At 52.1% G+C, this 23,543-nt stretch carries 23 protein-coding genes, 3 pseudogenes and 1 riboswitch; of the genes and pseudogenes, 8 read left to right on the top strand and 18 right to left on the bottom strand.

Annotated features, from left to right (window positions below; genetic code table 11):
- Window positions 1-12 precede the first annotated feature (12 nt).
- Window positions 13-990: a BMP family lipoprotein gene (locus tag ACTVIM_RS03675; protein WP_033019204.1), complete on the bottom strand. Its 978-nt coding sequence runs from the start codon at window positions 988-990 to the stop codon at window positions 13-15.
- Window positions 991-1,162: 172 nt separating this feature from the next.
- On the opposite strand from ACTVIM_RS03675, the gene ACTVIM_RS03670 reads away from it, so the two are divergent.
- A complete protein-coding gene (locus ACTVIM_RS03670) occupies window positions 1,163-1,654 on the top strand; it encodes a YajQ family cyclic di-GMP-binding protein (RefSeq protein ID WP_445613675.1) in 492 nt (163 codons plus the stop codon).
- 368 nt (window positions 1,655-2,022) lie between these two features.
- Here ACTVIM_RS03670 and ACTVIM_RS03665 read toward each other — a convergent pair whose 3' ends face one another.
- From ACTVIM_RS03665 to ACTVIM_RS03615, 11 genes and pseudogenes are all read right to left on the bottom strand, one after another.
- Complete coding sequence (locus tag ACTVIM_RS03665) at window positions 2,023-3,525, bottom strand: L-lactate permease (RefSeq protein WP_445613674.1); 1,503 nt, start codon at window positions 3,523-3,525, stop codon at window positions 2,023-2,025.
- Between the two features lie 273 nt (window positions 3,526-3,798).
- Complete coding sequence (locus ACTVIM_RS03660) at window positions 3,799-4,872, bottom strand: ABC transporter substrate-binding protein (protein ID WP_445613673.1); 1,074 nt, start codon at window positions 4,870-4,872, stop codon at window positions 3,799-3,801.
- Window positions 4,873-5,676 carry an ABC transporter permease gene (locus tag ACTVIM_RS03655; protein ID WP_445613672.1) on the bottom strand — a complete coding sequence of 268 codons (804 nt, stop codon included), beginning with the start codon at window positions 5,674-5,676 and terminating at the stop codon, window positions 4,873-4,875.
- Complete coding sequence (locus ACTVIM_RS03650; RefSeq protein ID WP_031405231.1) at window positions 5,673-6,479, bottom strand: ABC transporter permease; 807 nt, start codon at window positions 6,477-6,479, stop codon at window positions 5,673-5,675. The genes ACTVIM_RS03655 and ACTVIM_RS03650 overlap by 4 nt, the downstream gene beginning before the upstream one ends.
- A complete protein-coding gene (locus ACTVIM_RS03645) occupies window positions 6,449-7,540 on the bottom strand; it encodes an ABC transporter ATP-binding protein (RefSeq protein ID WP_445613670.1) in 1,092 nt (363 codons plus the stop codon). Before ACTVIM_RS03645 ends, ACTVIM_RS03650 begins: the two co-directional genes overlap by 31 nt.
- 121 nt (window positions 7,541-7,661) lie before the next feature.
- Window positions 7,662-8,246: pseudogene (locus ACTVIM_RS03640) on the bottom strand (ATP-binding cassette domain-containing protein); the annotation flags it as partial.
- A 141-nt stretch (window positions 8,247-8,387) separates the two neighbouring features.
- The gene (locus ACTVIM_RS03635) at window positions 8,388-8,900 is read right to left on the bottom strand and encodes a stage II sporulation protein M (RefSeq protein ID WP_445613668.1); all 513 of its coding nucleotides are present in this window, start codon (window positions 8,898-8,900) and stop codon (window positions 8,388-8,390) included.
- A gap of 13 nt (window positions 8,901-8,913) precedes the next feature.
- Window positions 8,914-9,249, bottom strand: a complete 336-nt coding sequence (locus tag ACTVIM_RS03630; protein WP_445613667.1) for a hypothetical protein — start codon at window positions 9,247-9,249, stop codon at window positions 8,914-8,916.
- A complete protein-coding gene (locus ACTVIM_RS03625; protein ID WP_445613666.1) occupies window positions 9,237-10,532 on the bottom strand; it encodes a hypothetical protein in 1,296 nt (431 codons plus the stop codon). The genes ACTVIM_RS03630 and ACTVIM_RS03625 overlap by 13 nt, the downstream gene beginning before the upstream one ends.
- A 94-nt stretch (window positions 10,533-10,626) precedes the next feature.
- Window positions 10,627-10,791: an uberolysin/carnocyclin family circular bacteriocin gene (locus ACTVIM_RS03620; protein ID WP_445613665.1), complete on the bottom strand. Its 165-nt coding sequence runs from the start codon at window positions 10,789-10,791 to the stop codon at window positions 10,627-10,629.
- 55 nt (window positions 10,792-10,846) lie between these two features.
- A complete protein-coding gene (locus ACTVIM_RS03615) occupies window positions 10,847-11,023 on the bottom strand; it encodes a hypothetical protein (protein WP_445613663.1) in 177 nt (58 codons plus the stop codon).
- Window positions 11,024-11,841: 818 nt separating this feature from the next.
- A riboswitch (SAM riboswitch) is annotated at window positions 11,842-11,943 on the top strand.
- 72 nt (window positions 11,944-12,015) lie between these two features.
- On the opposite strand from ACTVIM_RS03615, the gene ACTVIM_RS03610 reads away from it, so the two are divergent.
- Together ACTVIM_RS03610 and metH are read left to right on the top strand one after the other, a co-directional pair.
- Entirely contained in the window at window positions 12,016-13,866 is a 1,851-nt protein-coding gene (locus ACTVIM_RS03610; protein ID WP_445613662.1) for a bifunctional homocysteine S-methyltransferase/methylenetetrahydrofolate reductase, read from the top strand.
- Window positions 13,859-17,269: a methionine synthase gene (gene metH / locus ACTVIM_RS03605; RefSeq protein ID WP_445613660.1), complete on the top strand. Its 3,411-nt coding sequence runs from the start codon at window positions 13,859-13,861 to the stop codon at window positions 17,267-17,269. The genes ACTVIM_RS03610 and metH overlap by 8 nt, the downstream gene beginning before the upstream one ends.
- A gap of 125 nt (window positions 17,270-17,394) precedes the next feature.
- Here metH and ACTVIM_RS03600 read toward each other — a convergent pair whose 3' ends face one another.
- On the bottom strand, window positions 17,395-17,829 hold the full coding sequence (locus tag ACTVIM_RS03600; protein ID WP_445613659.1) for a PIN domain-containing protein: 435 nt from the start codon (window positions 17,827-17,829) through the stop codon (window positions 17,395-17,397).
- Window positions 17,830-17,853: 24 nt separating this feature from the next.
- Window positions 17,854-18,147, bottom strand: a complete 294-nt coding sequence (locus tag ACTVIM_RS03595) for an AbrB/MazE/SpoVT family DNA-binding domain-containing protein (RefSeq protein WP_445613657.1) — start codon at window positions 18,145-18,147, stop codon at window positions 17,854-17,856.
- A 135-nt stretch (window positions 18,148-18,282) separates the two neighbouring features.
- On the opposite strand from ACTVIM_RS03595, the pseudogene ACTVIM_RS03590 reads away from it, so the two are divergent.
- The 3 genes and pseudogenes from ACTVIM_RS03590 to ACTVIM_RS03580 all read left to right on the top strand — a co-directional run.
- A pseudogene (locus ACTVIM_RS03590) lies at window positions 18,283-18,507 on the top strand (Fic family protein); the annotation flags it as partial.
- 131 nt (window positions 18,508-18,638) lie between these two features.
- Window positions 18,639-19,502, top strand: coding sequence for an SDR family oxidoreductase (locus ACTVIM_RS03585; protein ID WP_445613656.1), 864 nt, complete (start codon window positions 18,639-18,641; stop codon window positions 19,500-19,502).
- Window positions 19,503-19,798: 296 nt separating this feature from the next.
- Window positions 19,799-19,948: pseudogene (locus ACTVIM_RS03580) on the top strand (catechol 2,3-dioxygenase); the annotation flags it as partial.
- Between the two features lie 60 nt (window positions 19,949-20,008).
- On the opposite strand, the gene ACTVIM_RS03575 reads toward ACTVIM_RS03580, so the two are convergent.
- The 3 genes from ACTVIM_RS03575 to ACTVIM_RS03565 are packed head-to-tail and all read right to left on the bottom strand — an operon-like array spanning window position 20,009 to window position 20,910.
- A complete protein-coding gene (locus ACTVIM_RS03575) occupies window positions 20,009-20,347 on the bottom strand; it encodes an antibiotic biosynthesis monooxygenase family protein (RefSeq protein WP_033019720.1) in 339 nt (112 codons plus the stop codon).
- A gap of 25 nt (window positions 20,348-20,372) precedes the next feature.
- On the bottom strand, window positions 20,373-20,744 hold the full coding sequence (locus ACTVIM_RS03570; protein WP_033019718.1) for a hypothetical protein: 372 nt from the start codon (window positions 20,742-20,744) through the stop codon (window positions 20,373-20,375).
- A 4-nt stretch (window positions 20,745-20,748) separates the two neighbouring features.
- Complete coding sequence (locus tag ACTVIM_RS03565; RefSeq protein ID WP_445613655.1) at window positions 20,749-20,910, bottom strand: hypothetical protein; 162 nt, start codon at window positions 20,908-20,910, stop codon at window positions 20,749-20,751.
- A 471-nt stretch (window positions 20,911-21,381) separates the two neighbouring features.
- Here ACTVIM_RS03565 and ACTVIM_RS03560 point away from each other — a divergent pair, with 471 nt between their 5' ends.
- Window positions 21,382-21,801 carry a DUF1422 family protein gene (locus ACTVIM_RS03560; protein ID WP_033019715.1) on the top strand — a complete coding sequence of 140 codons (420 nt, stop codon included), beginning with the start codon at window positions 21,382-21,384 and terminating at the stop codon, window positions 21,799-21,801.
- 49 nt (window positions 21,802-21,850) lie between these two features.
- Window positions 21,851-22,078 carry a hypothetical protein gene (locus ACTVIM_RS03555; RefSeq protein ID WP_445613654.1) on the top strand — a complete coding sequence of 76 codons (228 nt, stop codon included), beginning with the start codon at window positions 21,851-21,853 and terminating at the stop codon, window positions 22,076-22,078.
- Between the two features lie 278 nt (window positions 22,079-22,356).
- Here the strand turns inward: ACTVIM_RS03555 and ACTVIM_RS03550 are convergent, their stop codons facing one another.
- Window positions 22,357-23,376: a LacI family DNA-binding transcriptional regulator gene (locus ACTVIM_RS03550; RefSeq protein ID WP_445613653.1), complete on the bottom strand. Its 1,020-nt coding sequence runs from the start codon at window positions 23,374-23,376 to the stop codon at window positions 22,357-22,359.
- Between the last annotated feature and the right edge of the window lie 167 nt (window positions 23,377-23,543).

Here is a 23,543-nt window from a genome sequence, read left to right as displayed (position 1 = left end):
CCCCTTCTCTTTTTAGTTTGTTGCGATTTGTCCGTCGATGATTTTTTGCGCCCAACTGTCGACCAGACGTTGCTTTTGTTCATCCCACGGAATGACCCGGATCGGTGCCAAACCGACTCCGTCTTTGGCCAATCCTAACGTAACCGTGCCCTCAGGCCATTGTTTTTCCTTCACATAATGCTTGATCACTTGATAAAGCGCAACATCGATATTTTTCACCATCGAGGTGATCACCGCTTTTTCCGCGTAAATATACTGGTCGCTGTCGACACCGATCGCATACTTGCCACGCGCTTCGGCCTCGCGAAGCGCGCCAATGCCGGTAAACCCAGCCGCCGTATAGAGGACATCGCACTGCTTAGCAAACAGCGTCTTCGCCCATTGTGCGCCAAGATCAGCATTGCCAAAATCACCTGCATAGACGGTTGTCACCTTTGCTTGCGGCTTGACAGACCGCACCCCTTTCTCAAATCCGTCAGCAAACTTCCGGATTAACGGTACATCGGCTCCGCCGATAAACCCGACGTGATTTGTTTTCGTTGCCAACGCCGCTACCACTCCAGCCAAAAAACTTCCTTCTTCCTCTTTAAAGGTAATCGATGTCACATTAGGCAGCGTCGATTCCGCATCAATCAGAATAAACCGTTGTCTTGGGTATTGTTTCGCGACGTTTTCCAAATCGTTTTGCACCATAAATCCCAGCCCAATGACCACGTCATTGCCGGCGGCGACCAATTCTTTCAACCCTTGCTCATATGTCTTTGTTTCACTAAGCTCACGATAGTCAAACTGAACACCTAATTCGTCCCGCGCCTTGATCAAACCGCGAAACGCGGCATCGCTGAACGACTGATCTCCCAGTCCGACGTCTGACAACATAATACCGACTTTTACTCTTTTTTTCTGCACAGCGGGGGCATGAGGCGAACAGCCGGCTACCAATACCATAAGCCCCAACAAAAAATACCATAGTCGTCTGCACCGATTCATCTCCCTGTCTCCTTCCCATGATGTCCATTAACATATATCGGCGGAATTGGAGAATGTTTTAGTGTTTTAACCAAAAATCTTCTTATTGTTCTTTTCTTCCATTTGCTGATGGTTGTGTTCGCTGCCACCTTTTTCTATAATGAAAGTACATCACACGCCCGGGAGGTTTCGTATGTCGAAGGAAAGTTCGTTTGATATCGTCTCGAAAATCGATTTGGCCGAGGTGGCGAACGCTATCAACATCGCGATGAAAGAAATCAAAACGCGCTATGACTTTAAAGGAAGCAAAAGCGACATTTCGCTCGAGAAAGACGAGATCGTTCTTATCTCCGACGATGAGTTTAAGCTGGAGCAGCTGAAAGATGTGCTCATCGGCAAGCTCATTAAACGCGGGGTGGCGACGAAAAACATCCAATACGGCAAAATTGAGCCGGCCTCAGGCGGCACGGTGCGCCAGCGCGCCAAGCTTGTCCAAGGAATCGACAAAGACAACGCGAAAAAGATCAACACGATCATAAAAAACACGGGGCTGAAAGTGAAAAGCCAAGTGCAAGATGACCAAATCCGCGTCAGCGGCAAAAGCAAAGACGACTTGCAAAAGGTCATCGCCGCCATTCGCGAAGCGGATTTGCCAATTGAGGTGCAGTTTGTGAATTATCGTTAAGCGGATGAGGGAATCCTCGATCCGCTTTTTTGGTTTACCGCGAGAACGATCGAAGGCCGTGATTTCAGATAAAAATGGGGGCTTCCAATTCTTTCTTTTGGGAGAAATAAGAACGGCAACGTTTTCTGTTCTCGCCAGCCGCACCGAGTGGAGCGAAAAACTCGTTTTTGACCAGCCTTACAAAAAGCTCTTGGACAACGGTTTGCCCTCCACCTGAGGAGAAAATCACCGCTCGCCGGCGCGAGATTTCCACGGAACGTTTGAAAGAAAAGCTAGACGGTACGTTTCCTTTATTGCGAGGATGGATCGTCCTGGAATTGGGCAAACAACGGTCGCATAATATCGGCCACTGAGCCGGCAGACGACCCCTACGTGCCAACGGCCGCCCGCTCGATCAGTACGCCAAGAACAATGATGACCAACGCCGCGCCCGCGATCGGACCGACAAGGCGCATCGCCTCTCCTTCCCCACCGGGGCGGCCGAGTGTTGAGGCGACGAGCGCGATTCGCGCCGGGGACGCCATCGTCATATTCGAAGCGGCGACGTTTTGTGCGGCGGCGTACCAGATGGCTGGTTCATGTAATTGGTCGGCCATCGCCCGCTGAAACGGGGAAAACATGGCGTTCGCCGCGCTGTTGCTTCCGCTCATCCAGCCGCCGAGCGCCCCAACGAGCGGCGACACGGCCAAAAACGCCGAACCGGTCCAGGCAGCGGCTTGTTCGGCCAATGCGCCGGTCATTCCCGCTCCGTCCATCACCGCTGACATCGCGATAAACCCCGTTGTCGCCACCGCGGCTGGGGTCACTTGTTTGACCGTTTTCTTCACGCAAGCCAGCACTTCCGCCGCGCTCAGTCGATAAAGCCAGCATGCGCTCAGCGCCGCCAGCCATAACGCAAACCCGGGGCTGTATAACAATTCAAGGCGAACACCATATAGGGGCCAGTGCAAAACGCCGAACGTCGTGGCCATACGTTGAACCCCATCGAAAAAATGAGTGATGAAAATATAGCCAATCAATATCGCATACGGCCATAATGCTTTGCCAAGCGACGGACGGACCGCTTCTTCTCCCGCTTCCCTCACATGGCCGCGGACGCGCGCTTTCAGCTGCCAATAGCCAACGAGCAACACCGCAGCGAAGCCCCCAGCCGCCGCGCCGGCCAACTCGACGGACACGTATGCGCTAGCGGCCCATGTCATGAACGCTAGACTCGCTGACACGATCAGCATATCATCGAAGTGCTTTCTCACGGAACGCCGCCCTTCGCTCACCGCAACAACCGCACCAACGTAAAACAAGGCAAGCGGAACATGAAGCCATGCGCTATATTCGCCAAGCTCCCGAAGCGAAACACCTGACAGTTCGGCATTGATCACCGTGCCGATCGCCAGCGCCCCCCACGGGACGGCGGATTGGGTCAACAGCGCCAACACCATCGCCTTGCGGGCCGGAAACCCAAGCGCCGCATACAACGGAGCGACAATCACGACCGCCAGTCCAAACCCGCTCACTGCCTCTAAAAATGGGCCAATCGCCGCCGACAACAAGAGCGCCTGCTCAGCCGGGGCCCGCCCAAAGCCGGAAAGCCAAGCAGAAAGAGCACGGACCGCCCCGCCCGCTTCCAACACATTGTGTAACAGCAAGCCAAATATGAGCACATAGACGACAATCAGCGCCAACAGCACGCCGCGGATCGTTCCGTGCATCACCTCTCCTGCGGAAGCATGAAACGGAAAAACAGCGAGCACGGCCGCCAGCGCATAACAGCGCAGCGCCGCATGCATCGCCGGCATTTTCCGCCACCCGATGGCTACACATGCCCAAGCGAGCGGCAATACAGCCAACAGTGAATGAATGATTCCCCCCATCGTTTCCTCTCCCCCAAACCGTTCACTATAGTGTATATAACCATCATATATTACGACGCTGCTTGCGAACATCAATTTATCAACACAGGCCAAGAAGAGTGTCGCTATTATTTGATTATTCACTCGCCTGCTTCGAAAACATGATGCGGAATGATGAGCGTTCAAGGTGCTGCTGTTTTTGATTTTTTCGTCACACGACAACGCTAGCCCCCCAGCAAAAAGCGGGGGCGTGTCAAGTTTTTTCAGACACGCCCTCGCTCATCCGGCAATGGTTTATTTTTGCTGCATCTTAAACTGCAAAAACAACTCATTATAGCAGGCGAGCATACGTTTCCCTAAGTTTTCGTACACTTCCAAGCGCCCTGCCGCATCCAAATCCGGGTAAAAGCGCCGGTCATTGGCGATGTCTTTTGGCAAATAGCGAAGCGCCGCGCGATTCGGCGTCGAGTAGCCGACATATTCGGCGTTTTGCGCCGCGTGTTTCGGGTCAAGCATAAAATTGATAAACGCGTGCGCGCCTTCGATGTTTTTCGCTGTTTTCGGAATGACCATGTTGTCAAACCATAGGTTCGATCCTTCCTTGGGCACGACATAGTCCAACGCTTCGTTTTCGGAAATGATTTCCGCCGCATCGCCCGACCAGACGACACCGACCGCCGCCTCTTCGTTGGCAAGAAGCAGTTTGATTTCATCGCCGACAATGGCCTTCACATTCGGCATAAGCCGGTCGAGCTTTCGTTTTGCCTCTTGCAGATGCTGCTTGTTCGTATCGTTGAGCGAATAGCCGAGGCTGTTTAACGCCATCCCCATCACTTCGCGCGCCCCGTCAACAAGCAAAATTTGATTGCGCAAATCCGGGTCCCATAAGTCGTTCCAGCTGGTGATCGTTTTGCCGCCCAGCATCCCGCGGTTGTAGACGATGCCGACCGTCCCCCAAAAATACGGCACCGAATAGCGGTTATGCGGGTCAAACGACAAATCGAGAAACCGCGGTTCAATGTATTTCAAGTTCGGCAGTTTACTATGGTCGAGGGGCAAAAGCAAGTTTTCCTCGATCATCTTGCTGATGGCGTAATCGGACGGAACGGCGACATCAAACGTCGCGCCGCCTTGAGCGATTTTCGCCATCATCGCCTCGTTCGAATCGAACGTTTGGTAAACGACTTTCCAGCCGGTTTCTTTTTCAAACTTCCGGATCAGCGCCGGGTCGATGTAATCGCCCCAGTTGTACACGCTGACCGTCTTGTCGCCTCCATATCCTTCCGCTTCGTTGAGCCGATGGGTCATGAACATCAGGGCGAACGCGGCGATGAATATAGCGGCAAACCCTTGAACGAGCCGTTTCATCTACTTCCGCCCCCCTATTCCGTACATGCGGCCGCCTTTTTGGCTGAACACGTAATAGCCGACGACCAGCAGCATCGTAAACAAAAACAACAGCGTTGACAGCGCGTTGATCGATAAGGAAATGCCTTGGCGCGCCCGCGAATAAATTTCGACCGACAATGTGGAGAACCCGTTTCCTGTCACAAAAAACGTCACGGCAAAATCATCGAGCGAATACGTGAGTGCCATAAAAAACCCGGCCCAGATGCTCGGCGTCAAAAACGGGAGGATCACCCGCGACAGCACTTGCCGCGATCCTGCCCCCAAATCGCGCGCCGCATCGATCCATGTCGGGCTCATCTCCTCAAGCTTGGGCAGCACCATCAGCACGACAATCGGCACGCTAAAGGCGATATGGGACAACAGCACGGACGCAAACCCCAGCTTGATGCCGGCCAGCGTAAACAACAATAAAAACGAAGCGCCGATGATGACGTCCGGGCTGACGATCAGCACATTGTTGAGAGCGAGCAGCGTATTTTTCATCCGCTGCCGCTTGACATAGTAAATGGCCAATGCCCCGATGACGCCCAAAATCGTGGCCACCGCCGCCGACAATAACGCGACGACCAGCGTATTGAGCACAATGATCAACAAACGGTCATCCGATAGCACCTCGCCATACCATTTCAACGTGAAGGATTGAAAATCGTGCATCGTCCCGCCGCTGTTGAACGAATAATACATCAAGTACCCAATCGGCGTGTACATGATGGCAAACACGACAAGCAAATAGACGCGCCCCCACCGATGTGTGCGTTTCATCGACTTCCCTCTTTCCTTCCGCTTCCTGTCAAGAAGACAATGACCGCCATCGCGATCATGAGCACAACGGCAATCGTCGCCCCCATCCCCCAATCTTGGGTGACGAGAAAATGCTGCTCAATGGCCGTGCCAAGCGTAATGACGCGATTGCCCGCAATGAGGCGCGTAATCATAAACAGCGACAACGCCGGGATAAACACCGCCTGGCAGCCGGCCTTCACCCCACTGAGGGTGAGCGGGAACACGACGCGGCGGAACGTTGTCCACCCAGACGCGCCCAAATCGCGGGCCGCATCAATGAGTGACGGCGGCAATTCTTCCAGCGCATTAAAAATCGGCAGCACCATAAACGGAATAAAAATGTACACCGAGACGAACACAAAGCTGAAATCGGTGAACAACAACTGCCGCGCCCCGAGGCCGATCGCCTGCAAAAAAGCGTTGGCCAGTCCATATGTGCCGAACAGCCCTAAAAACGCATACACCTTCAGCAGCAAATTCACCCACATCGGCAAAATGAGCAACAGCAGCCATAGCTGCTTATGCCGCGTTTTCGTCAGCCAATACGCGGTCGGATAGCCGATCAACAAGGAGGCGAGCGTAATCAGCAACGCGTACCAAAACGAATACGCCATCATTTTCAAATAAATGGGCGTCAGCACCTTTTCATAATTGGCCAGCGTCCACTGTCCGTCGATATCCAAAAACGACTCATACACGAGAAAGACGAGCGGCGCAATGACAAACAACACCAGCCATGCCGCATAGGGGATCAAATACCAGTTTCGCCATGCTCGTTCCATCCTTCGTCCCCTTTCCTGCGCTCGGCTCGCATGACATGAATCGCTTCCGGTTCAAAGCGAAGCCCGATCGTTTCCCCGACTTCCGCTTTTTTCGTTGAATGAACGAGCCATTCATTGCCGTTTTCATCATAGCCGCAAATTTCATAATGAACGCCGCGGAACAGCAGCGAATCGACGCGAATGACGATTTGGCTGTCTTCCGGTGCGGCGAGCTCCAAATCTTCCGGGCGAATGACAACATCAACCGGTTCGTTGGGCGCAAAGCCGCGGTCAACGCAGGCAAACTGTCGGCCGGCAAATTCGACGAGAAAGTCTGCGATCATGCGCCCCGACAAAATGTTCGATTCGCCGATGAAATCAGCGACAAACCGATTGACCGGCTCATCGTAAATCTCTTTCGGCGTCCCAAATTGCTGAATTTTCCCTTTATTCAGAACGAAAATATAGTCGGACATCGCCAGCGCTTCTTCTTGATCATGCGTGACGAAAATAAACGTGATCCCCAGCCGGCGCTGCAATTCGCGAAGCTCGTACTGCATTTCCGTGCGCAGCTTCAAATCCAGCGCCGAGAGCGGTTCATCAAGAAGCAGCACTTCCGGCTCGTTCACGATCGCCCGGGCAATCGCGACGCGCTGCCGCTGGCCGCCAGACATTTCCTGAATGCGGCGGCGTTCATACCCTTCCAAGTTGACAAACCGGAGCGCTTCCTTCACCTTTTGGCGAACGTCCGCTTCTTTCATTTTTTTCACCCGCAAACCAAAAGCGACATTTTCAAACACATCCAAATGCGGAAACAAGGCGTAATCTTGAAACACCGTATTGACTTGCCGCTTGTTGGGCGGAACGTGATTCATCGGCTTCCCGTGAAAATAAATCGTCCCTTGCGTCGGTTCAATAAACCCGGCGATCAACCGCAAAATCGTCGTCTTCCCACATCCGGACGGACCTAGCAGCGTATAAAATTTGCCTCGCTCCATCTCGAAACTGACATCGTCCAATACCGCTGTCCCATCGTATTCCTTCGTCACATGGTCAAAGCGGATGATTGCTTGTCCGTTCACTTTCAGCCCCCCATCTTCATCATATCCATCATTCCTAATTAGAACACAGCAGGGATGAAAGCGCAACGGAAAACAATGTCGGATCCCTTGATTGGAAACACGCTTTTTGATCGTTCAGATTTCACGATGATTTCTCCGTTTCAGATCCGCCGCTTGGGCGTGTAAGCGATACGATGCGCGAGTCAGGAAATCGCTCTTGATGAACGTGGGAAGCGATCAAATAAGCCGCCTCGTGGTCCTGTTGGATCCATTCGGTCAACCGATCGCGGCTCACCATATCAAGAGAATTGAAGGGCTCATCCATCAGATACAATTCCACTGGACGTGCCAACGAAATCGCAACATGCAACTTTTGCCTTGTGCCTAGTGAATACTGGTCCACCGGAAGCGCCAGCATCTCCTCCATCTTCAACAAGCGGCACAATTCTTTGGCTTTATGAGTGTACTGTCGATCCAACTTCCATAAAAGGCGGAAGCATTCAATATTTTCATAGCCAGTCAACTTCGAAAACATCACGGTCTCCGAAGTCACATAAGACAAATGGGCGCGCATGTCGGAAAGCTGAATGGGACGGCCTTTATAAAAAGCTTCATAGTGCAGCTCGCCTTTAGTGAGCAATCCCGAAATAATATGCAAAAGCGTCGTTTTCCCCACTCCGTTTGGGCCTGTGAGGAGCACCTTCTCTCCCGGGAAAATGGAAAATGAAAATTGCTGAAAAATCGTTGTTCCCCCATCATAGCGATACGTCAAGTTTTGTAGCGAAAACAACGGATCCATCCTTTGTTCTCTCCCTTATTTTCTCTATTCTTTTTCCACTATGATTCAATCGCTTTGCATTTACACCTCTCACCCATGAGACACCGTTGCCTCCAAGCCGGCGGAGAGAATGAGCAGCACAACCGCCACCAAAAACAAAAAGAGGATATCGCGTATATAGAGCGGTTCCGTTTTTTCCCCCCTCGCTCTTTGCTTCACAATGTGAAGAAATCGCCATGTTTCATATCCTAATGTACAAAACAAAAGATGTCCCATTATTTCCGGAACGGCATGGGGGAAAACTCCTGTCATCAACGGATGCCAACCATAGCCTTTGGCGACTCCTTTCACGATCACTCCGAGCATCGCAGCATGATAACCAAGATAAAGAGTATTAGCCATTCCTAACGTCAGCCATCCGCCGACCATCAAAATGACCCCAACCATCAAGTTGTGCCCGAAAGTAGCCCAAAACGCCATGGAAGTCGGATGAATGACAAGTTTTTGCGAAAAAATCCCTGCCCCCAATGCAAAGCAGACAACATACACCCCTAGTGACAATAAGAAATACGGGAAATGAGTGTGAATGGCTCGCTTGATCATCATCAATGCCCCCTCACATGCGCCGCGCATATCGAGAACTGTGCCACAATACAAGGTAAAGCATCACGACAAACAAACCGCTGTACCACGCCCAACTCCAACCTTTCAAGAGCATAAAAAAGGCCGAAACGAGCGATGAAAAGGTGGTGATGTAAATTAACAAGCGATGAAACGAATGATTTCCAGCTGCAATCAACATATACCCTGCATAATCACGCGGAGATGTCAATGCCGCTTGTTCACCGCTGGCTAAAACAAGGCAGAACACTTCATAATCGGTGCGCAAAATCCGTTTCACAACAAACGGATAGGCGGGCAGCATCAGTATCGCTCCGATTACCGCCCACACCCCTCGCTGCACTCCCGATAATCCGATATATTCGATAAACAGCCATCCGCTGCGATCAGGCATGGGTAACTCCCTAATCGCTCAAGCAGCGTCCATTTCGCTTCAATTAACGATCCAAGGGGAGGCGGAGAAAGAAGCCGAAAAACAAGGAGACGCTCCATTTCGCTTTCAAACTGAAAAATGTCTGGAAAGGCATCGGTCATGGCTCGCAACGTCCCTGTCATGACCAAGTATACTTCGAACAGAAACAAAAACAAAAGGATCGCTCCGTTGTGAACGGCCGCCAACAGCGGCAAATTCGCTCCAGCAACCAAGAACAATTCCCCTGGCAGAAACAGCGTCCAAGGCGGCTTGGCCAACTCCTTTGCTTTGCGCATGAACAGACAAAGATCCTTATATAAAATCGCATTGTTCGTGCCGCGAACCACTAATACCTCAATGGCACGCAGCTGCCATGAATACAGCTTATCCATCGCCTTGCTGGAATGAGAGGCGCGAAGGAAAGGAAAACAAAGCAGTGCCAACAGTACAAACCCAGCTCCAACAAGTGATAAAGCAGTGCTTGAAAAGGACCATCCTTCCCCTAAGTGGGCCATGCGTTGATAAAATTGCTGTTGCCAGTGAGCAACGTAATCATCCATATGCGCAAGATAAGAAAGCGACAACCCATACATCCGAACCGCTTGGCGGGACAATTGCAACAGCGGCATTATCGCCGCAAGCACAGCATACCCGATCGCCAATGAGGCCATGCGAAAGAACAAAGCTGAACATACACGAGCCGCTCTAGTTGTTGAACCGCGCATCATATGCGATATGACATACAGAAGCAGCACCATCGCTTGCCCAAGCCATACCCACACCGCTCCTCTCACCCCAAACTTGGCGATCAAGCCGACAGAGGGAGGGAGAAACAACGGCGATAGACGCAGCAAAGACACCGCATAGTGAAGGCCTAGCAACCGCCTCCATACGTGATCATCCCGCACACTAGACAACCGCAAATAGTCAAAATGGTAGCGGCGCTCCAACGCCTCTTTTGACTCCAGCGAAACCCCGATTAAAGGACCGACCGATAAAAAGAAAAGAATCAACATCGTCACAACAGGACGAAACATCATTGTCGATCGAAAACAGATCACTGCAACGAGCGCCGACGAAATGAGCCATTTCGTCGCTTCCAACAACAACAGTGTCGTCCGCGGGGAAAACGGTGATTTTCGCTGTAAAGGGGCGATACTGCTTCGCTGTTTTTGGAGATACCATAGCCATACGAGTCTCACGGCTCTTCCCCCTTTCATCTCATAGGAACGGCAGGGGCCTTTCTCCTCCTGCCGGTTTCCATGTTACCATGCAATTGCCGCTTTTTTTCCCCGCTCAGCCACGATTTTTTTTCACCGTTGCTACAAACGCTGACCAACCAATTTCCAAAATGGCATCGACTCCGCCTGACAAAATCGCAGTAATTCCAAGAATCATCGAAACGAGCGTGGAGCCGGTCAGCACGATCGAAACAACAGTTGTAGCAACTGCTTGCGACACGCCGAGCGTTCCGGCAATAAGCGTGAACTACTCGGATTTCAAATCCGATCGGACTTTATTTTATTTTCCGCAATAAACGCGAATAAACGATCCCATAAACAAGAACGGCCGCAATCAATGCGATTTTTCCCCACATTGGCGTCTTAGCCGCTTTTAAGCCAAAGGCAAGGACAATAAACAACACAAACGGCAGGCTAATGAGAATAAAATACGGCCACGACCATCGTTTCATTTCTTTCACTCCTGTCTGTGACGCCATTTCTATTAAATTCCTTGTTACCATCATCCATTTTTTTATTGTACACTTTGACTCTTAAAAAAAAGAGAAATGGGTTGACGTTTTTCGTCTTTTTTTAACATATTTCGACATTTTTTTGTGCTATCGAAACAAAAGGCTCTTCACTAAAAGTTGTACTTGATTTTTTTCATGACACATCTTAACTTAATGCATCCACGAAAGAACAGAAGCCAATCATTTTTTGCCTACACCTGTTCAGAGAAGTGCACGTTGTGGTGATGAACCAAGCAAAAAAGCAATTGGTAAGAAATTGGTGTCAGCGCAAGGAGATGTTCAATAGCCAAAACACAATAGAGTGTGTGACAACGGTTTTTCACCAGCCTCAATCGAAAAACAGCGCATGGCTTCGTTGAACATCGGCCACTGGAGAATGTCTTTCCCTGCTGAACGTTCGATTGGCAAGCAAAGAGAAAACATCGATTGCCCGCATGGCGGCAGGTGTTTGTAGCGCTATTTCCGATTTTTACAATCATACTATAGATGAGCAAATTCGCTAACACAAATTGACAACTAAACAAAAAAGGAGACATAACAAAAAACAGCTCCATGTCGCCTAAGGGGTGCCCTGTTTGTCTCTTAGGGTATGGAAATTACTGAAAAATACTCATCTACAGAATCATACAAGAGTTCCTTCTCCCTTGATCGGGCAAATCTTTGGCAAATTTCTTGCTTCACTGTATTGAATAATTTCAAAAAATACATTAAATTATATAGTAATCACCCAAACGGGACGATACAATTGGATACGAATTTTCTTATCAAGAGAGGGGGAGGGACTGGCCCAGTGAACCCTCAGCAACCTGGCCGCGGCCAAGGTGCTAAATCCAGACAGGCAGCAGCCTGGAAGATAAGAAGAAGCGAACGGAAAGTCTTCTTCTTATGGAAGACTTTTTTCTTTTACTTGCCAAGAAACGGGGGAATGGAACATGGGATTGCTTGATGAGCTGAAACAACGCGTGCTGATCGCCGACGGGGCGATGGGGACGCTTCTCTATTCGCATGGGGTTGACCGTTGTTTTGAAGAATTGAATCTATCGAAACCGGAAGACATCGTCCATATTCACGAAGCCTATATCGCCGCGGGCGCCGACGTCATCCAGACGAATACCTACGGCGCCAACTATGTGAAACTCGCCCGCTACGGCTTGCAAGATGAGGTGCCGGCCATCAACCGGGCGGCGGTGCGGCTCGCCAAACAAGCCGCCAACGGTCGGGCGTACGTGCTCGGGACCATCGGCGGACTGCGCACGTTAAACAAAAGCGCCGTGCCGCTTGATGAAGTGAAGCGGACGTTCCGCGAGCAACTGTTTGTCTTGCTCGCCGAGGGGGTCGATGGCGTGCTGCTCGAGACGTATTACGATTTAGAAGAGTTGGAGACGGTGCTCGCCATCGCCCGCAAAGAGACGGACTTGCCGGTCATCGCCCATGTGTCGCTCCATGAAGTGGGCGTCTTGCAAGACGGCACGCCGCTCGCTGACGCCCTCGCCCGCTTAGAAGCGCTTGGCGCCGATGTCGTCGGGCTCAACTGCCGGCTCGGGCCGTACTATATGCTTCAATCGCTCGAGGAAGTGCCGCTGCCAACGCACGCCTTTTTATCGGCGTACCCGAACGCGAGCCTCCCCGACTATCGCGACGGCCGGCTCGTCTATGAGACGAATGCCGAATACTTCGAGGAAACGGCGAAAGCGTTTCGCGACCAAGGGGTGCGGCTGCTCGGCGGATGCTGCGGCACGACGCCGAACCATATTGAAGCGATGGCGCGGGCGCTGCAAGACCGGACGCCGGCAACGGAAAAAACGGTCAAACGGCGCGCCGTGTCGGTGTCGGTCCAATCCGACGCCCCATCGGCAGCGACGCCGCTTCCCGAACTTGTCCGCGCCCGCCGCTCGGTGATCGTCGAGCTCGATCCCCCGAAAAAATTGGGCATTGACAAATTTCTCGCCGGGGCGAAAGCGCTCCATGACGCCGGCATTGACGCGCTGACGCTGGCTGACAACTCGCTCGCCACACCGCGCATCAGCAACGCCGCCGTCGCGACCATCATCAAAGAGCGGCTCGGCGTCCGCCCGCTCGTGCATATTACGTGCCGCGACCGCAACTTGATCGGTCTGCAGTCGCACTTGATGGGCCTGCATACGCTCGGCATCACCGACGTGCTCGCCATTACCGGCGACCCGTCAAAAATCGGCGACTTCCCGGGAGCGACATCGGTGTACGATTTATCGTCGTTTGATTTAATCCGCTTGATCCGCCAGTTTAATGAAGGATTGTCGTATTCGGGCAAACCGCTCGGACAAAAAACGAACTTCTCGATCGGCGCAGCGTTCAATCCGAACGTCCGTCACTTGGATAAGGCCGTCGAACGGATGGAGAAAAAAATTCAATGCGGCGCCCACTATTTCTTGACCCAGCCGATTTATTCGGAAGAGAAAATCGTGGCCGTGTACGAAGCGACGAAACATTTGGACGCGCCGATTTACATCGGCATTATGCCGCTTGTGAGCGCGCGCAACGCCGAGTTTTTGCATCATGAGGTGCCGGGCATTACGCTGTCCGACGACATTCGCGCCCGCATGGCCGCCTGCGGCGACGACCCGGTGCGGGCGGCGCGCGAAGGAATCGCCATCGCCAAAGCGCTCATTGATGCGGCGTTCGACTTGTTTCACGGCATTTATTTCATTACGCCGTTTTTGCGCTACGACATGACCGTGGAGCTCGTCCGCTACATTCACGAAAAAGAAGCGGCTGCGAAAGAAAGGAAGGTTGTTCATGGCTGACCTCATCTTCGAACAACAGCTGCAGCGAAAAATTCTTGTCATCGACGGCGCCATGGGCACCATGATCCAAAGCGCCAACTTATCAGCCGCCGACTTTGGCGGCGAGGCGTATGAAGGGTGCAACGAATACTTGACCATCACCGCTCCGCACGTCATCCGCCATATTCATGAAGCGTACTTGGAAGCCGGCGCGGACATCATCGAAACGAACACGTTCGGGGCGACGCGCATCGTCCTTGATGAATACGGGCTTGGCCATTTGGCGCTCGAGCTGAACATCGAAGCAGCAAAGCTCGCCAAACAAGCGGCCGAGTCGTTCGCAACGCCCGACTGGCCGCGCTTTGTCGCCGGTTCGATGGGGCCGACGACGAAAACTTTGTCGGTCACGGGCGGAGCGACGTTTGACGAACTCGTTGCCGCCTATGAAGAACAGGCGCGCGGACTGCTTTTGGGCGGCGTCGACCTTCTCCTTTTGGAAACGTGCCAAGATACCTTGAATGTCAAAGCGGGATTCATCGGCATTTCCAAAGCGTTTGAAGCCGTCGGCCGCCGCGTGCCGCTCATGATTTCCGGCACGATCGAACCGATGGGTACGACGCTTGCCGGGCAGGCGATCGATTCGTTTTTCATCTCGATCCGCCACATGAAGCCGATCGCCGTCGGCTTAAACTGCGCGACCGGTCCGGAGTTTATGACCGACCATTTGCGCACGCTCGCCTCGCTTGCCGACACGGCGGTCAGCTGTTACCCGAACGCCGGCCTGCCGGACGAAGAAGGGCATTACCATGAAACACCGGAGATGCTCGCGGAAAAAATTCGCCGTTTTGCCGAAAAAGGATGGATCAACATCGTCGGCGGGTGCTGCGGCACGACGCCGGACCATATCCGCGCCATCGCCGAAGCGGTGCGCCACATTCCGCCGCGGGCGATCCCGTCTTCATTTGATGTCCACGCCGTCTCCGGCATTGAAGCGCTCATCTACGATGAAACGATGCGCCCGCTTTTTGTCGGTGAGCGGACGAACGTCATCGGCTCGCGCAAATTTAAGCGCCTCATCGCCGAAGGCAAATACGAAGAAGCGGCGGAAATCGCCCGCGCCCAAGTGAAAAACGGCGCCCATGTCATCGACATTTGCCTCGCCGATCCGGACCGTGATGAGCTTTCCGACATGGAACAGTTCGTCCGCGAAGTCGTCAAAAAAGTAAAAGTGCCGCTCGTCATTGACTCGACCGACGAGCGCGTCATCGAGCGCGCCCTCACGTATTCACAAGGGAAGGCGATCATTAACTCGATCAACCTCGAAGACGGCGAAGAGCGCTTTGCCAACGTCGTGCCGCTGCTGCACCGCTACGGCGCCGCCGTTGTGGTCGGGACGATCGATGAACAAGGAATGGCGGTCACTGCTGAACGGAAGCTCGAGATCGCCTTGCGTTCGTATGACTTGCTCGTGAACCGCTACGGCGTGCCTGAGCGCGACATCATTTTCGATCCGCTCGTCTTCCCGGTCGGCACCGGCGATGAGCAATACATCGGCGCGGCGAAAGAAACGATCGAAGGGATCCGCCTCATTAAAGAGCGGCTTCCTCATTGTTTAACGATGCTCGGCATCAGCAACGTCTCGTTCGGCTTGCCGCCGGCCGGGCGTGAAGTGCTGAACTCGGTCTTTTTGTACCATTGCACGCAAGCCGGGCTCGATTACGCCATCGTCAACACCGAGAAGCTCGAGCGGTTCGCTTCGATTCCGGAAGAAGAAGTGCGGATGGCCGAGGCGCTTCTTTTTGCCACTAGCGACGAAACGTTAAACGCCTTTATCGAATTTTACCGAAGCAAAATCACCGCCGCCAAGCCGGTGCAGACGAACTTGAGCTTGGAAGAGCGGCTCGCCCGCTACGTCATTGAAGGATCGAAAGACGGGCTCATTCCCGATTTGGAACAGGCGCTGGAAACGTACTCCGATCCACTGGCGATCATCAACGGCCCGCTCATGGCCGGCATGGACGAAGTCGGGCGGCTGTTTAACAACAACCAGCTCATCGTCGCTGAAGTATTGCAAAGCGCCGAAGTAATGAAAGCGGCCGTCGCCTTTTTAGAACCATATATGGAAAAGAAAGAAGGAAGCACGAAAGGAAAAGTAATCCTGGCGACGGTGAAGGGCGATGTGCATGACATCGGCAAAAACTTGGTCGACATTATTTTAAGCAACAACGGCTATGAAGTGATCGACCTTGGCATCAAAGTCGCCCCCCAGCAGCTCATCGAAGCGGTGCGCGAGCATAAACCGGACATCATCGGCCTGTCGGGCTTGCTCGTCAAATCAGCGCAACAAATGGTCGTCACCGCCCAAGACTTGCGGCAAGCCGGTGTTTCGACCCCGATTTTAGTCGGCGGCGCCGCCTTGACGCGCAAGTTTACGGAAAACAAAATCGCGCCCGAATACGACGGCATCGTCTTGTACGCGAAGGACGCCATGGACGGGCTCGCCCTTGCCAACCAAATCCAGCAAGGCGAGATCGACTATCAAAAAAAAGAAACCGTTGGACACGAACCGGCGCGAACGGCGGCTGTCGCCACGGCCGCCAAATCCAACATTTCGACCGACGTCCCGGTCTACGTGCCGGCCGATCTCGACCGCCACGTGCTAAGGAATGTGCCGCTTGACCACGTGTTGCCGTACGTCAACTGGCAAATGGTGCTCGGCCATCATCTCGGCTTGAAAGGAAAAGTGAAGCGGCTGTTGGAAGAAAAAGACGAAAAAGCGCTCGCCTTAAAAGCGGTCGTCGATGAACTGATCGCCGCCGCCAAAACACACGGCTGGATTCAGCCGGCCGGCGTCTACCGCTTTTTCCCGGCGCAAAGCGACGGCAACCGCGTGTACATTTACGACCCGACCGACCGGCAAACCGTGCTTGAGACGTTTGACTTCCCGCGCCAGCCGCGGGCGCCGCACCTTTGCCTCGCCGATTACTTGAAATCGAAAGAGAGCGGGGAAATGGACTATGTCGGCTTTTTCGCCGTCACCGCTGGGCACGGCATCCGCGAACTCGCCCAGCAGTGGAAAGACGAAGGCGAATTTTTGAAAAGCCATGCCATTCAGGCGTTGGCGCTCGAGATCGCCGAAGGGTTCGCCGAACGCATCCATCAAATTATGCGCGACCGCTGGGGCTTCCCAGACGACCCGGACTTCACGATGGAAGAGCGCTTCGCCGCCAAATACCAAGGCCAGCGCTACTCGTTCGGCTACCCGGCCTGCCCGAACTTGGAAGACCAAGAAAAGCTGTTCCGCCTCCTTCATCCGGAAGATGTCGGCATCCGCTTGACCGACGGCTACATGATGGAGCCGGAAGCCTCCGTCTCGGCGATCGTCGTCGCCCATCCGGAAGCGCGCTATTTCAATGTGCTGTAAAGAAAACGAGCTGTCTCAAACGAGTCAGCTCGTTTTTCACGCAACAAACCTTAGCCACGCCATCGTCTCGGAACAAAAAGACGAGGGGGACGAAATCATAAAAATCCGCGATATTGGTCCACATGCTAGCTTTGAGCCATTCCAACGATGGACTCCGGCAGATAGAACTCCCCGCCAAGTCGACGAAAATCTTTTTCGTTCCAAGTGATGATCCCTTGAATGGATGAAGTGTGCCTAGTCAACGCCGAAAGATACGCATCAGCAAAATCGACACCGCAGCGGGCGTAATCATCCAATGCCTTTTCCACCACTTCTTGATCGATCGTCTTCACGCAAGAAGCCTCTATCATTTGCTTCAACTTGCTTGCGATTTCTTCTTTCGCATACCCATACCGTTTCGACTCCAGCACCCAGCAACATTCCGCTACGACAAGAGGATGCAATACGAACAAAAGTTCACCGTTGACCGCCTTTTCAAATAACCGATAGGCAATGGAAGATTGTTGCTCGTCGTCATTTGCTAAAAAACGAATAATTATGTTGGTGTCTAAAATATACACGTTCCATCCTCTTCTCCCGATCATCTACTCCTTGTTCTTTTCCCTCTTGACCATCTGTTCCTCTTTCGCCTGTTTGCGAATATCCGCCCATGCCATCGGACGGCGGTCTCCTCTAGGCGGCATGGTGCCGAACAAAGATAGCAACGCATCTTTCTTTTTCACCTTTAACGTTACCTCTTGATTTTCTCCATAAACAAACGCGACTTGGTCTCCCGGTTCTGCCCCAAGCACTTCTCTAATCTTCATTGGAATCGTCACTTGATTTTTCGAAGAAAGTGTAGAGTAATACGTGTGCGTTTCATGTGAGGATCGCTTCATCACGATTCCTCCTTTCCTCTTTGCTCACTATTTTATCTTTACTCAATCAAAAAGTAAAGGTCATCTCCCCCCCAAAGACGTTTATGGCAAGAAACGAAAAAACGGAAGAGGAAAAGAGCATGTTCCGTAAATTCCCAGATGCTGAACAGCGCGGTCAACCGCCCGAAACAAAGCGCTTCCGGGCAAGACGCTTCCCCACCCCTTTGGCTGAAGGCGGCAGCGTTAGATGCCAGCCTCTGCCAAAATGATCCGTTTCATCACGCCAATCAACGAACAAGATTTGCCGCCTTGAACCCGTTCCTTTGGCTCAACGACTATCGCCTCACCGCTTCAGAAAAAAGCATATACCGTGCGTCGTGACCGGCAAACGATCTGGATGGAAACGTCGGCAAAAAAGTGATCACTGTCGACCCCTTCATCGCCTCTTTGCACATATTTCCGCCCCTCCGTTCCATACTAACGATGACAATACCCGCCAAGGAGGAGAACATATGGTCACAAAGCAACAAGCCACGCTGCCGCCGCAGCACCAGACGCGCCAGCCGGGCCTGCAAACGGAGATGAACCCGCAGCCGGTCACGATCAAAGACTCGTATCAAGGAAGCGGCAAATTGGCGAATAAAGTCGCCATCATCAGCGGCGGCGACAGCGGCATCGGCCGGGCGGTCGCGGTTCATTTCGCCAAAGAAGGAGCCGATGTCGCCATTTTGTATTTGAACGAACACGAGGACGCCGCGGAAACGAAACGGCTCGTCGAACAGGAAGGAAAACAGTGCTTGGCGATCGCCGGCGACATCGGCGATGAAACGTTTTGCAAAGAGGCGGTGAAACAAACGATCGAGACGTTCGGCAAGCTGGACATCGTCATCAACAACGCCGCTGAACAGCACCCGCAGCCGAACGTTCTCAATATCACTGCGGCACAGCTGGAAAAAACGTTCCGCACGAACGTATTCGGCTACTTTTTCCTAACGAAAGCGGCGCTCCCGCACTTAAAAAACGGCAGCGTCATCATTAACACCGCTTCCATCACCGCCTATGAAGGTCATGAACAGCTGATTGACTATTCAGCAACAAAAGGAGCGATCGTCGCCTTTACCCGCTCGCTTGCCAAAGCGCTCGTCGGTCAAGGCATCCGCGTCAACGGCGTCGCCCCAGGTCCGATTTGGACACCGCTCATCCCGTCGACATTCCAAAGCAGCCAAGTCGCCACATTCGGCGCCAACACCCCGATGAAACGGCCCGGCCAGCCGAGCGAAGTCGCCCCGTGCTACGTCTTTTTGGCGAGCGACGAATCATCGTACATGACCGGGCAAATGCTTCATGTCGACGGCGGCCAATTCATTAGCGGCTGATGGCAGCCGCTGACGCCAACCCTTTGACAAAATCGCGTTACCTTTCCTTACAAAAATATGGCACAATGGGAAAACATCGCGTACGATAAAGCTACGATGTTCCCTACTTCGTAACAAGGTGCCCCTCTTCTCTTCGCCCGTCCCGGATGGGGCGGGTGTTTTCTTTGACCGTGAAAGGCGAACGGAGCATGCCCCTGACCGATCTTTGTGTGAATCGTGCCCATCTCTCTTTGGGCGTGCGTTGCCTATGGCAGAGGTTTTGTTTTTGAAAAGGAAGGGACTGAATAAAAGGACGTGCCGGCGGCTATCTCGTCGTAGCGCCGGATTGGAAACCGATTACATGGACTGAAGAAGAGAGAAGCCGAGGGCAGGCATGGGGAAACAAAACCGGCGAAACGTTCCATACTTACGGAACGCCGAATGTCCGAAACGAAGCAAAACAATAACCTGTTCAGCTCCTCTTCCCCCGACCGCCATCGGTGAAAGAGGAGCTTTGTTGTCTCCCTTCAATCTTCGGCCGCTGCCGACTGTCCCCCTTGTTTCACTGCTTTTACTTCGTAATGCCCTACTTCTACATGAAGAATAAACTCCGGTTTGGGCTCATTTCGTTTCGCTTTATGACCGGCGATGTGCGCGTCGCTTTTCTCCCACTTTTTCCAATGTTCTTCCGATTCCCATGTGATCAGAAGCACGACTTCCTCATCACCACGACGCGTTTTTTTTACTAAAATTTTTAAATCAACAAATCCTTCTTGCTGCTCGATGATTCCTGGTTTTTGAAAGCGTTCAACCACTTGGTCAGCGAATCCTTCCGCCACTGTAATTTTGCGCATTTGCACAAACATGAATCCTCTCTCCTTTTTTGGATGGTCATTCCTTTCCTACTTCGCCATTGCCTTCATCATCGCGTTCAGCGATTTGGGCATCATCGGACTTGTGGATCCCCAACATCATGTTCAACTCATCATCATGAATGTCAAACGACTGAATGAATTCGTTGATCACCATTTCGATCGCTTTCAATTCCCCCGTCAACACAGGATGAATCGATTGAAGCTCTGGCGACTGCAACTGCTGCTTTAAGGTCTCACGCTTGACGTATAACCTTTGTAAAAAATCGAGCACCCGTCCCCGTCGAAATGTTTTGGCGCCGCGATGAGGCCCCATGCGCATATGGGGGCCTTTCCAAGGGGGATGACCTTCGAATGAATGCCCATCCCCGGGGAAAAAATGTCCATGCATTTGCTCATCTTTCCTCCTTTCCCATCGTTTCTTTCACTCTCGCCACCGATCGTAAGACACTGGCAAGCACTTCATCTTGCGGAGCAAACTGTTCATTCAAGTAGCGGTTTAATTGCCGAACCAACTCCCATCCTTCATGGTGATCATATCGACGCCTCAGTTCCATCCTTCTCCCCTCCTTTCTGTATACAATTGTATATAAAAATATACAAAAGATCAAATTCTTCATCTCCTGACCGCTAGGAGGCTGGTGAAAAACGGTTGTTTCTCTTGAGCAATGGGGGAACGCTTGAAAGGCGATCCTGATGCGACAAGGCTATCTATTTGAGAAACGGGCTTGATAAGCGACTTGTCCCCTTAAATCACCGGTCTCCTAGGCTTTATGACTTTCGTTTGCTCACCATGATCATCAGAGAGTACTGATTTTGGCAAACAAAAAAAGACAACGGTTATCTAACCGATGTCTCAAACATTCTTTTAACCTATCACAATGTTTCTGGTAGGTGAGCCTTAACCAATGCTTGCTTTACAACCAATACAAGATGATAATACAATGAGAATACTGAATGATTATTACTATGATATGTCAGTCCTTTTATAGATTTAAGACTGATTATTTAATAAAGGGAGAGAAGTCATGAGTCGCTCGCTTGTCATAAAAGGAATTGTGGCTGGCTTGGTGTCAGGCATATGGCTTGGCTTGTTTTTTAAAATGCTTGAGGCATATTGGAACATCAAACTGTATACACTGCTTCTAAATATCGATTATGTCCCCGTTTTCAATCGCTTTGCCTTTTCGGAAGCGGTCGAGTTTTCTTTTCATCTACTTATATCGATCGTATTGGCAGTAAGCCTTTTCTATGTTGCGGTCAAGCAACAGTGGACCACTCAGCAAATGTTCATCCGCCTTCCTATTGTTTGCTTTTTGCTTGGTCTTATCCTTTATCCGACAACCGCCCTGTCAGAGCGAACGCCGCCCTTGACCTCAGGCGTGGCGCTCCTTTGCTGGCAAATTGGGCATCTTTTCTACGGAGTCATAGTAAGTTTTTTTCGCTAGAAAATTAAGTGGGGGTAGTTCACCAATACTGAAAAAGAAGGTGACGGTCATGAAGGATCTTCACGAAACGCAAGCAACGGAGGAATATCCGAAAACAGATGACGAGCAAATTTTTTCGCCCATTGAAGATTTTGAAAGAATCGTAACAGGCGGAGCATGGAAACGAGAGAGCTTGAAAGTAAAATCCGAACCCAAATGGCTTCGGTATTTCAGTTATCTTATATTAGGCTTTGTGATCGTCATCCCTTTGATTGTCTGGATCTTGAATGCATGGTGATGAGGCAAGGTTTCTCAAATGGAGAAAGGCAGATCGCGCGCTGATTGAATTCACACATCACCGGCCTTCTAGGAGGCCGGTGATTTACTCGTGGGTCCGGCTTTGCCATCTCATTTCTCAACTAGAAAAACTTTGTTGCATCGGTCTTGCTTTTCACGCGTTCCCCCATTGATGAAGGGAATCAGCGGTTTTTCACTGGCCTTCTAAGCTCTATGTAGAAATAGGAAAAGATGCCCGTCTATGCGACGGACACCTTTCCCCAACAGCGCTTCCGTGATCTAGCGTCTTGCACACGACCCCCGCTCGACAAGCCGGTGCGGGATGATGATGCGTTTGATCGGTTCGGCTTCGTTTTCGATTTTTTCCATTAAACTTTTCGCCGCTTCGTAGCCGAGCTGGAAAATGCCGATGTCGATCGAGGTGAGCGGCGGGCGCGACATTTCGGCGAGCAAGGTGTTGTTAAAGCTGACGATCGACACGTCTTCGGGGACGCGCAGGCCGATTTCATCAAGCGTCTTCAGCATCCCGAGTGCCATGAGATCGTCGGCGACCACCAGCCCGGTCGGCGGCTCGGGCAAAGAAAGCAGCTCTTTCATCGCCTCTTGGCCGCCTTCTTGCAAAAACTCCTCATGAATGACGTATTCCGGCCGGTACGACAGCCCCGCTTCACGAAGCGCCTCTTCATATCCGGTTTGGCGGTCGATGGTCACCAAATATTGCGGATTGCCGCCGACAAAGGCGATGCGTTCATGGCCGTGGGCGATTAAATAGGTCGTGGCGTCTTTTCCCGCCTGCACGTTGTCGTTGTCGACATGGGTCACTTGTTCCGCCTTTTGGTGCGGCTTGCCGATGACGACGAATGGGAAGTCATGTTTTTGCAAGTATTTCATCAGCTTGTCGTTTTGCCTTGAATAAAGCAAAATGACGCCGTCGACGCGCCGCCCTTGCAGCATCTCGACGACCCGCTCGTAAATGTCGCTTTCTTTTTCCCCGGTCGACATTTGCAAGGCGTACCGCTTTTCATGGGCGGCTTTGCTGATGCCGCGGATCACTTCCGGGAAAAACGGGTTTTGCAGCGCTTGGTCCGCCGAGCTCGGCATGACGATGCCGATCACTTGCGTCGCTTGGCTGGCGAGGCTGCGGGCGATAAAATTCGGATGGTAGCCGAGCTCTTTCATCGCCTCGCGCACCCGCTGCTTCGTTTTCTCGCTGATGCGCGGGCTGTCGGCGATGACGCGCGATACGGTCGACGGCGCGACATTGGCCCGCTTGGCGACATCTTTAATCGTAACGGTCATAGACTCCCTCCTCTCTCGAAAGTTGGTGATTGAAGAAGCGTGTTGCCTCCCCCACTTATTTCTCAAATAGAAAAACCATGCGGCATCCGCTTCTTAGTTTCAAATCACCTGACGTCGGTTAGGGTTTTTTCGCCCCCCTCCTAGAAAGGTGAATGCATCGCGGCTTT

This window comes from Geobacillus sp. YF-1, from assembly GCF_052692335.1.
This window is presented reverse-complemented; position numbering and strand designations above follow the sequence as displayed.